Origin of the sequence: Rathayibacter sp. AY1G1, from assembly GCF_002932095.1 — a bacterium.
In the GTDB taxonomy this organism is placed as follows: Bacteria; Actinomycetota; Actinomycetes; order Actinomycetales; family Microbacteriaceae; genus Rathayibacter.
The window spans coordinates 105,584-115,214 of the sequence record NZ_PSUZ01000012.1 but is presented as its reverse complement, the minus strand read 5'-3'; the positions used below and the strand labels follow the sequence as shown (position 1 = coordinate 115,214).

Below are 9,631 nucleotides of genomic sequence, written 5' to 3'. Positions count from 1 at the left end.
AGGCCGGGGTATAAAATTGGCATTGAACATAGTGCACGCTGTTGAGTTCTCAAGAATCGGACACATCCCGCCTCCACACCAGAACGGTGCTTCACAACGGAAGTGATCGAAGATAATGTTGCTTGCGTCATACGCGTCTTCTCGGTAGACTAGGAGAAGTTTCTTTCTCCCTGTCGCCGTGGCAACTTGTATAACTTAGCACATCCGCAGGCCGTGTCAAATCCGGCTTCTTCGCGATGCCGTCACGCTCATAGGCGCTCCGACGTTGCTCGGTTCAGGACCTGAGTCCTGCGCCGGGCGGCGAAGTTGCTGGATCCGAGGGACCCTGCGAAGGCTTTACATCCGTGCGGCAGACCTGCTCCGAAAAGCTGTCTTGCCGAGTGGATGGTCCCGATTGAGGCCGGGACGTAGGAGCTGCTGCTCTTTCCGTTTCCCTGCGGCCTTTGTGGCGACTCGGAATAAGTTACGCAGCGATCGCGGTGCTGTCAAACGACGGGCCGAAATCGCACATCCCGGGCGTGTCGGGATCGGGGGTCCTCCCCGTCGGCGCCCGGTTCCGCGGGCGGATCCGGGGTCCGAGCCGGCTGCATCGGACCGAGGCGGGCACCCGCGCGCGGGATCCGACTCCACCGAGTGGAAGGACCCTCCCCGGAAACGACGAGGAGCGCGCGGCCCGGATCGCTCCGGTACCGCGCGCTCCTCGAGGGGATGCCGGGACTACGCCCCGATGCCGACCGCCTCGGGGGAGACGTCCGCACCGGGAGCCGAGGGCTCGAGCGCCTCGGCGACGCGCTGCGAGAGCGACGAGTCGACGTTCGCCCAGTACTGGAGCACGCGCTGCCGCAGCTCCGGACGGGTGACCTTCGACACGTGGCCGGCGATGTTCGCGACCAGGCGGGCGCGCGCGTCGTCGTCGAGGACCTCGCGGTAGAGCGTCCCCGCCTGACCGAAGTCGTCGTCCTCCGGGTGGAGGGTCGCCGCGGCGCGCGTCAGCTCGCCGTCGGTCTCCCAGCCGGCCGACTCCGCCGCCCGGGCGGGATCGGCGTGGGCGCCGCCCATCGTGTTCGGCGCGTAGACGGGCACCTCGGACTTCTGGAAGTCGAACCGCATGGGGCCGTCCTTCGAGTACGAGTGCACCGGCGACTTCGGCGCGTTCACCGGCAGCTGCGCGTGGTTGGTCCCCACGCGGTAGCGGTGCGCGTCGGCGTAGCTGAAGATGCGCGCGAGGAGCATCTTGTCGGGGCTGGCCGCGATCCCGGGCACGAAGTTCGAGGGGGCGAACGCCGCCTGCTCGATCTGCGCGAAGTAGTTCTCGGGGTTCCGGTCGAGCGTCATGGTGCCGACCTGGATCAGCGGGTAGTCCGCGTGGGGCCAGACCTTGGTGAGGTCGAACGGGTTGAACCGGTAGCTCTTCGCGTCCTCGTACGGCATGACCTGCACGGACAGCGTCCACGAGGGGAAGTCGCCGCGGTCGATGGCGGAGGACAGGTCGCGGATGTGGAAGTCCGCGTCCTCACCGGCGATCTGGTCGGCCTGCTCCTGGCTCAGGATCTCGACGCCCTGATCGGTCTTGAAGTGGTACTTGACCCAGAAGCGCTCGCCGGCGGCGTTGATCCACTGGTAGGTGTGCGAGCCGAACCCGTCCATGTGCCGCCACGAGGAGGGGAGGCCGCGGTCGCCCATGAGCCATGTGACCTGGTGGGCCGACTCGGGCGAGAGGGTCCAGAAGTCCCACTGCATGTCGTGGTCGCGCAGGTGGCTGCCGGGCAGGCGCTTCTGCGAGCGGATGAAGTCGGGGAACTTGATGCCGTCGCGGATGAAGAAGACGGGGGTGTTGTTGCCGACGAGGTCGTAGTTGCCCTCGCTCGTGTAGAACTTCAGCGCGAAGCCGCGGGGGTCGCGCCAGGTGTCGGGCGAGCCCTGCTCGCCGGCGACAGTGGAGAACCGCGCGAGCATCTCGGTCTCGACTCCGGGCTGGAAGAGCGCGGCACGCGTGTAGGCGCTGACGTCGGCGGTGGTGGTGAAATGTCCGAAGGCTCCGCCGCCCTTGGCGTGGACGACCCGCTCCGGGATGCGCTCACGGTTGAACTGGGCCAGCTTCTCGACGAGGTAGTGGTCGTGGAGCGCGAGGGGTCCGTCGGCTCCGACGCTCAGCGAGTGGTCGTCACTCGCGACCGGTGCTCCGGAGTTCGTGGTGGTGAATCGTTCCTCGGTCATGTTCCTCCTGTCGGCGAGGGGCACGGGGCCCGCCGCTGCGGTGTAGCGGATGTCGGTCAGTGGGCCAGGGCCAGGCAGTCGGGGCAGGTGCCCCAGAACGTGACGTCGGCGGTGTCCACGGCGAAGCCGCTCGCGGTCTGCGGATGCAGGCACGGCGCCTCCCCGACGACGCAGTCGACGTCGGCCACGGCCCCGCAGCGCCGGCACACCACGTGGTGGTGGTTGTCGCCGACCCGCAGCTCGAACCTGCGGGGGTGGCCCTCCGGCTCGATGCGGCGGACGATCCCGGCGTCGGTGAACGCCGAGAGCACTCCGTAGACCGCCTGGGCCGAAGCCTCGGGGAGGCCCTCGCGCACTCGGGCCAGGACCGCGTCGACCCCGGAGTGCGGGTGCTCCTCGAGAGCGAGGAGCACCGCGCGCCGGGTGGCGGTGACCTTGAGCCCGGAGGCTCGGAGCCGCTCGTCCACTGTCGTCATGCCGAGGACACTACCCGAGTTGTCTTGAGCGGATCAAAACAACGGGCGGCGTGGCGCGCTCGCCCGGGTGAACGGCCGGGAACGCTCCGGCGGCCACGCGGAGGCTCCGATCAGGCGACCGGACCCTCGACCAGCACGACCTGGGCGGAGCGGGCGGCGCCCGCGGAGTCGGTCCACGAGATCGTCACCGACTCCCCGGGCTCGCGCTGCGCGAGCGAGGCGGACAGCTGATCGGCCGAGGCGACGGCGACCCCGTCGACCGCGGTGACGACGTCCCCCGCCTCGAGGCCCGCCTGCGCGGCCGGCCCGCCCTCGACGACTCCGCCGATCACGGCGCCGGACGCGGTGGTCGCGAGCGCGCGCGAAGTCGGAGACGCGGTGCCGGAGGAGAGGGAGACGCCGAGGAAGGCCGGATAGCCGATCTCGACGGTGGCCGTGTCGGCGCCCGCCTCGATGGTGGCCACGATGTCCAGGGCCTTCGAGATCGGGATCGCGAAGCCGGTGATGTCGGCCGTTCCGCTGGAGGCGGCGGTGTCCATCCCCACGACGCGGCCGGCGGAGTCGACGAGCGGGCCGCCGGAGTCGCCGGAGACGATGTCTGCGTCCGTCTGGATCAGCCCGGTCAGCGTCTCGGCGGAGATCCCCGACTCGGAGCGGGTGGTGATCTGCTGATCGAGACCGGTGACCGTGCCGGTGGCGGCGACCAGGTCGCCCGTCCCTCCCGCGTTGCCGACGGCGGTCACGGTGTCGCCCACAGCGACCCCGTCCGTGTCGAGCGAGGCGGGGGTGAGGCCGGAGGCGTCCTCCAGCTGCAGGACGGCGACGTCGTTCGTCGCGTCGGTGCCGACGACGCGGGCGGTGTAGCTGCGGCCCGTCGACTCCACCGTGACCGAGATCGCGGTGGCGCCCTCGACGACGTGGTTGTTGGTGAGGATCATGCCGTCGGAGGTGAGGATCATGCCGGTGCCGGCCGAGCGGGCGCCCTGGTAGGTGAGCTCGGAGGTGATCGTGACCACGCCGGCGGTCTGCGCGGTGCTCGCGGCCACGGCGTCGGTCGCGCCGGTGGCCGGCTCGGAGGCGGAGGAGCCGCCCTGCATCGACCCGTACGCGGAGGAGCCGCCCTGCGTCGATCCGCCCCAGGAGGGGACGATCACGTACCCGCCGCCGAAGGATCCCCGCGAGCCGCCGGGGTAGACGATCGTGGCGGCGCCGGCCGAGGCGGAGGAGGCCGCCTCGGTGCGGCCGGCGGTGGCGACTCCGCCTGCTGTCACTCCGATCAGCACGGCGAGGCCGAGGCCGCCGGCGATCAGCGCCCGACGACGACGACGACGGTCGTCCGCGCGCAGCGCGCGCACCTCGTCGGCGCCCGTCGCCTCGGTGATGGCGGGCTGGTCGGTGAGCTCTCGCTCGTCGGATTCGTGTCGCTCGTTCATGGTGTCGTCCTCGTGCCGGGGCCGCCCCTGACGGCGACCGGTTCCCATTCCACGCCCGGCCTCCCCGCGCCGCCTGGACGATGCTTATGCGGTTCCTATGAGCGCTCGCCCCTCTGAATGGTTGTAGCTTCAACCAAAAGCGGGTAGCGTCTCCGCCGTGACCACCTCCTCCCCCGACCTGCTCGCTCCCGACACCGCGATGGGCGCGGTGACCCTCCGCGTCGCCGACCTCGACGGGATGATCGCCTACTACCGCGACGCCGTGACGCTCGAGCTGCTCTCGCACGACGGACCGGTCGCGGTGCTCGGCCGCGGCGGAGTGCCGGCCGTGATCCTCCAGCACGCGCCCGAGCTGGTGCACGCCTCGCCGCGCAGCGCCGGCCTCTTCCACACGGCGATCCTCTTCGAATCGGAGGCGGCGCTCGCCGCGGCCGTGTACAGCGTCGCGACCCGGCACCCCGGCTCCTTCACCGGCAGCTCCGACCACCTGGTCAGCAAGGCCTTCTACTTCGACGACCCCGAGCACAACGGCGTCGAGCTCTACTGGGACCGCGACCGCACGCAGTGGTCGTGGACGCACGGGCGGATCGAGATGAGCACGCTCTTCCTCGACCCGAACGCGTTCCTGCAGGAGCACCTCACCGAGGAGTCGATCGCGCAGCCGCGCCTCGGCGGCGCCTCCGTCGGCCACGTGCACCTGAGCGTGGGCGACGTCGCCACCGCGAAGGAGTTCTACGTCGACCGGCTCGGCTTCGAGACGACGATCGCGTACGGCGGGCAGGCGCTCTTCGTCTCGGCGGGCGGCTACCACCACCACATGGCGATGAACACCTGGAACTCGGCGGGCGCCGGACGCCGGCAGCAGGCCCTCGGCCTCGGACAGGTCGAGATCGTGGTGCCCGGCGCCGACGACCTCGGCGCGCTCGGCGAGCGGCTGGCCCGCTCCGGAGTCGCCACCCGCGACGACGGCCGCACCCTCGCCTTCGAGGACCCCTGGGCGAACGCGATCCGCGTCACGACCTTCTGAGCGCCGCCGACCGCGGGGACCCCCGCGGGTACGATGGTCGCGCGGAAGACCGCACTCCCCCGAGACTCCGGAGAACACGGTGCCCACGATCGTCGTTGAAGTCATGCCCAAGGCCGAGCTGCTCGACCCGCAGGGGAAGGCCGTCGCCGGCGCGCTCGCGCGGCTGGGCCACTCCGCCCTCCACGGCGTGCGGGTGGGCAAGCGCTTCGAGATCACCGTCGACGAGGTGACCGACGAGGTGCGCGCCTCGGTGCAGCGCATCGCCGACGAGATGCTCTCGAACTCGGTGATCGAGGACGTCGTCGGGATCCACTACCCGGCGGAGGCCGCCCGATGAGGATCGGCGTCATCACCTTCCCCGGCTCGCTCGACGACCGCGACGCCCAGCGCGCCGTCCGGTTCGCGGGTGCGGAGCCGGTCGCGCTGTGGCACGGCGACCACGACCTCGACGGCGTCGACGCGATCGTCCTGCCCGGCGGCTTCTCCTACGGCGACTACCTGCGCTGCGGCGCCATCGCCTCCCACTCCCCGATCATGCGCGAGGTCGTCGACGCGGCGAACGCCGGGACCCCGGTCCTCGGCATCTGCAACGGCTTCCAGATGCTCACCGAGGCGCACCTGCTGCCCGGCGGCCTGATCGCGAACGACATCGGATCCTTCGTCTGCCGCGACCAGCGCCTGATGGTCGCGAGCACCGAGACCGCCTGGACGAACGGCTTCGAGCCCGGCCAGGAGATCACGATCCCGCTGAAGAACGGCGAGGGCGGCTACATCGCCTCGGCCGACACGCTGCTCGAGCTCGAGGCGGAGGGACGCGTCGTCGTCCGCTACCTCGGCCACAACCCGAACGGCTCCATGAACGACATCGCCGGCATCAGCAACCGCCGCGGCAATGTGGTGGGGCTCATGCCGCACCCGGAGCACGCCGTCGAGGAGGGCTTCGGGCCCGACACGGCCGCCGCGATGCGCTCGGGTGTGGACGGGCTGACGTTCTTCACGTCGGCGCTGAAGTCGCTGCTCGCCTCCGCCTGACGCATCCGGTCCGGGCGGCTCCGCCCGCCCGCGACGCACGAGACCCCCGGTTCCGGCCGGGGGTCTCGTGCGTGATGGGCGATGTTCGCGGAGCCGCTCAGGGCCCGGTCAGGACCTCGGGCTCGGGGGTCATCGAGATGGTGGGGATCGAGGCGGTGATCACGGTGCCGTCAGAGCGGCGGGTGCCCTCGATGTCGGACGTGGTCGGCGCGCCGTGCAGGCGGCGGCCCTGGTGCGTGAGCGGGACGCGCACGGGGCTGCCGGCAGCGACGTGCACGCGCTCGTCGCGGACGGTGATCGCGGCGGAGTCGCCGGTCTCGACCGTCAGCAGGACCTCGGTCTGCGTCACCTCGACGCGCACGCGCGTGCCGTGGAGGGTGATGCGGAAGGCGAGGCGGTCCCAGTCGTCGGGCAGGCGCGGGTCGAGCGTGATCCGCCCACCGTGGTCGCGCATCCCGCCGAAGCCGTAGACGAGGGCGCTCCAGACGCCGCCCGTCGAGGCGACGTGGATGCCGTCCGCGGTGTTGCGGTGCAGGTCGGCGAGGTCGACGAACAGCGCCGACAGGAAGTAGTGGCGGGCCAGGTCGCTGTAGCCGACCTCGGCGGCGATGATCGACTGCACGACGGCCGAGAGGGTCGAGTCACCGGTGGTCAGCGCGTCGTAGTACTCGAAGTCGGCGCGCTTCTGCTCGGCGGTGAACTCGTTGCCCTGCAGCAGCAGCGCGAGCACGACGTCGGCCTGCTTGAGCACCTGGAAGCGGTAGATCACCAGCGGGTGGAAGTGCAGCAGCAGCGGGCGCTTGCTCGCGGGGGTGTTCTCGAGGTCCCACAGCTCCTTCTCGAGGAAGGCCGCGTCCTGCGGGTGGATGCCCGCCCGCGCGTCGAAGGGGATGTGCATCTTCTCGGCGGCGCGCGCCCACTCGAGCACCTCGCCCTCGTCGAGAGCGAGGCGGTCGGCCATCCGCTCGTACGCGGCGGGCTCGACGGCCTTCAGCAGCTCGACGGCGCGTGCGGCCGAGCGGAGGTTCGCCCGGGCCATGACGTTCGTGTACAGGTTGTCGTTGACGACGGTCGTGTACTCGTCCGGCCCCGTCACTCCGTGGATGTGGAAGTGATCGTCGCCGTTGCTGCGCCAGAAGCCCAGATCGGCCCACATCCGCGCGGTCTCGACGAGGATGTCGATCGCTCCGCGGGCGAGGAAGTCGTCGTCGCCCGTGGCACCCACGTACTGCATGAGCGCGTAGGAGATGTCGGCGTCGATGTGGTACTGAGCGGTGCCGGCGGCGTAGTACGCCGACGACTCCTGACCGTTGATGGTGCGCCAGGGGAAGAGCGCGCCGCGCTGGTTGAGCTCGGAGGCGCGCGCCCGGGCGGCCTCGAGCATGTTCTGCCGGAAGCGCAGGGCGTTCCGGGCGACGAGGGGCGCCGTGTAGCTGAGGAACGGGAGGACGTAGACCTCGGTGTCCCAGAAGTAGTGGCCGCCGTAGCCGGAGCCCGAGACGCCCTTGGCCGCGACTCCGCCGCCGTCGGTGCGGGCGGTGGACTGGGCGAGCTGGAAGAGGTTCCAGCGGGTGGCCTGCTGGATGGCGGGCTGGCCGTCCAGCTGCACGTCGGAGCGGGTCCAGAAGTCGTCGAGCCACTCGCGCTGCTTGACGAACTGCTCCTCGACCGGCGTCTCGCGGGCGCGGTCGAGCGTGCGGTCGCAGCGGTCGGCGAGCTCGCGCACGGGCACGCCGCGGGAGGTGTGGTAGGTCAGCGTCTTGACCAGGCGGACCGGCCGGCCGGCCTTGGCCTTCACGCGGTAGACGTGCTTGGCGAGGTCGTCGTCGATCTGGGAGGTCTGGTCCCACTCGTTCTCGGTCTCGAGCTGGTGCTCGGCGCCGCAGGCGACGGTCATCTGGGAGTTGGTGGTCCGGTAGCCGAGGAGGTAGCGGGTGCCGCTGACGCGCTTGAGGCGCGGCTGGAGCACGCGGTCCTCGAACGACTCCGCCTTGCGCGGGTCGAAGCCGGCCCCCTCGCTGCCGGAGGGGGCGTGGTACTCGTCGACGCCGTCCTGGCGGTTGAGGATCTGGCTCGAGATCAGCACGGACGCGTCGTGGTCGAGCATCTCGACCTCGTAGTCGAGGATCGCGAGGTGCCGGTCGGTGAACGAGACCAGGCGGCGCGAGCGGATCAGGACGCGCTTGCCGGAGGGGGTGCGCCACTCCAGCTCGCGGGTGAGCACGCCGTTCGCGAAGTCGAGGCGGCGCGAGTAGGCGAGGACGTCGGCCTCGCTCAGCACGAAGGGCTCGTCGTCGACGTAGAGGCGGATGATCTTGGCGTCCGGCACGTTGACGATGGTCTGGCCGACGCGGGCGAAGCCGAACGCCTCCTCCGCGTGGCGGATGGGCCAGGTCTCGTGGAACCCGTTGATGAAGGTGCCGTAGGCGTAGCCGTCGCGCCCCTCCTCCACGTTGCCGCGGAGGCCGAGGTAGCCGTTGCCGGTGGCGAAGAGCGTCTCGGTGCGGCCCTGCAGCTCGGAGGCGAACTCGGTCTCGACGAGGGCCCACTCGTCGATCGGGAAGCGGTTCCGGTCGAGCGGGTCGGAGGTGATGGGGTTCATGCGGCGTCCTCGGGGGCGGGAGCGGTGGGGAGGAAGGGGAGCAGCTCGGCCAGGTCGTCCACGACCAGGTCGGCGCCGTGCTCGAGCAGGGTGTCGGCCCCGACTCCGCGGTCGACGCCGACGACGAGGCCGAAGCCGCCCGCGCGGCCTGCCGCGACTCCGGAGTGCGCGTCCTCGAGGACGGCGCACTCGGCGGCCGGGAGGCCGAGGAGCTCGGCCGCGTAGAGGTAGGTGTCGGGCGCGGGCTTGCCGGCGATCGAGCGCTCGGCGGCGAGGAGCCCGTCCACGACGACCTCGAAGCGGTCGCGGAGGCCGGCCGCCTCGAGCACCGGCACGCCGTTGCGGGAGGAGGTGACGACGGCGACCTGCACGCCCGCGGCGATCGCGGCGTCGACGAAGCGGAGCGAGCCCGGGTAGGGAGCGACGCCGGTCTCGGCGAGGGTGCGGTTGAAGGCGTCGTTCTTGCGGTTGCCGAGCCCGCAGACGGTCTCGAGCGACGGGTCGTCCTCGGGCGCGCCCTCGGGGAGGGTGATGCCGCGCGAGGCGAGGAGCGCCCGGACGCCGTCGTACCGCGGGCGTCCGTCGATGTACCGGAAGTAGTCGGCGTCGGTGTAGCCCTCGGCGATCCCGCGCGAGGAGAGGTACTCCGTGAACAGCCGCGACCAGGCCTGCATGTGGACGTCGGCGGTCGGCGTGAGCACGCCGTCGAGGTCGAACAGGAGCGCGCGGACGCCGCGGAGGGCGGAGGCGTCGGGGCGCGTCGGGGATGCAGTCACGGCGGGGAGGACCTCTGATCGGGGGCAGGCGTTCGGCGGTTCCGCCGATGACGGTCGTCCGCCGCGGA

Annotated in this window: 8 protein-coding genes; 3 read left to right on the top strand and 5 right to left on the bottom strand. The window is 71.1% G+C overall.

Annotation, left to right across the window (positions count from 1 at the left end):
• Positions 1-717: 717 nt before the first annotated feature.
• The 3 genes from C5C36_RS08745 to C5C36_RS08735 form a co-directional block, all read right to left on the bottom strand.
• Complete coding sequence (locus C5C36_RS08745; protein ID WP_104258068.1) at positions 718-2,217, bottom strand: catalase; 1,500 nt, start codon at positions 2,215-2,217, stop codon at positions 718-720.
• Between the two features lie 56 nt (positions 2,218-2,273).
• Positions 2,274-2,693 carry a Fur family transcriptional regulator gene (locus tag C5C36_RS08740; RefSeq protein ID WP_104222735.1) on the bottom strand — a complete coding sequence of 140 codons (420 nt, stop codon included), beginning with the start codon at positions 2,691-2,693 and terminating at the stop codon, positions 2,274-2,276.
• A gap of 110 nt (positions 2,694-2,803) precedes the next feature.
• On the bottom strand, positions 2,804-4,126 hold the full coding sequence (locus C5C36_RS08735) for a S1C family serine protease (RefSeq protein ID WP_258072238.1): 1,323 nt from the start codon (positions 4,124-4,126) through the stop codon (positions 2,804-2,806).
• A 199-nt stretch (positions 4,127-4,325) separates the two neighbouring features.
• Here C5C36_RS08735 and C5C36_RS08730 point away from each other — a divergent pair, with 199 nt between their 5' ends.
• From C5C36_RS08730 to purQ, 3 genes are all read left to right on the top strand, one after another.
• Entirely contained in the window at positions 4,326-5,153 is an 828-nt protein-coding gene (locus C5C36_RS08730) for a VOC family protein (RefSeq protein WP_104247499.1), read from the top strand.
• A gap of 79 nt (positions 5,154-5,232) precedes the next feature.
• Positions 5,233-5,490 carry a phosphoribosylformylglycinamidine synthase subunit PurS gene (purS, locus tag C5C36_RS08725; protein ID WP_104222736.1) on the top strand — a complete coding sequence of 86 codons (258 nt, stop codon included), beginning with the start codon at positions 5,233-5,235 and terminating at the stop codon, positions 5,488-5,490.
• Positions 5,487-6,185 (top strand): phosphoribosylformylglycinamidine synthase subunit PurQ, encoded by a 699-nt coding sequence (gene purQ, locus C5C36_RS08720; RefSeq protein WP_104222737.1) that lies wholly within the window; start codon positions 5,487-5,489, stop codon positions 6,183-6,185. The genes purS and purQ overlap by 4 nt, the downstream gene beginning before the upstream one ends.
• A 97-nt stretch (positions 6,186-6,282) precedes the next feature.
• On the opposite strand, the gene C5C36_RS08715 is transcribed toward purQ, so the two are convergent.
• Together C5C36_RS08715 and C5C36_RS08710 are read right to left on the bottom strand one after the other, a co-directional pair.
• Complete coding sequence (locus tag C5C36_RS08715) at positions 6,283-8,787, bottom strand: glycoside hydrolase family 65 protein (RefSeq protein ID WP_104222738.1); 2,505 nt, start codon at positions 8,785-8,787, stop codon at positions 6,283-6,285.
• Entirely contained in the window at positions 8,784-9,563 is a 780-nt protein-coding gene (locus C5C36_RS08710) for an HAD family phosphatase (protein WP_104222739.1), read from the bottom strand. The genes C5C36_RS08715 and C5C36_RS08710 overlap by 4 nt, the downstream gene beginning before the upstream one ends.
• Between the last annotated feature and the right edge of the window lie 68 nt (positions 9,564-9,631).

What these genes read in the sequence shown, in the direction of transcription:
- C5C36_RS08740 (WP_104222735.1), bottom strand. Translation starts at nt 2,693, where the DNA reads ATGACGACAGTGGACGAGCGGCTCCGAGCCTCCGGGCTCAAGGTCACC.
- C5C36_RS08715 (WP_104222738.1), bottom strand. Translation starts at nt 8,787, where the DNA reads ATGAACCCCATCACCTCCGACCCGCTCGACCGGAACCGCTTCCCGATC.
- C5C36_RS08730 (WP_104247499.1), top strand. Translation starts at nt 4,326, where the DNA reads ATGGGCGCGGTGACCCTCCGCGTCGCCGACCTCGACGGGATGATCGCC.
- C5C36_RS08735 (WP_258072238.1), bottom strand. Translation starts at nt 4,126, where the DNA reads ATGAACGAGCGACACGAATCCGACGAGCGAGAGCTCACCGACCAGCCC.
- C5C36_RS08745 (WP_104258068.1), bottom strand. Translation starts at nt 2,217, where the DNA reads ATGACCGAGGAACGATTCACCACCACGAACTCCGGAGCACCGGTCGCG.
- purQ (WP_104222737.1), top strand. Translation starts at nt 5,487, where the DNA reads ATGAGGATCGGCGTCATCACCTTCCCCGGCTCGCTCGACGACCGCGAC.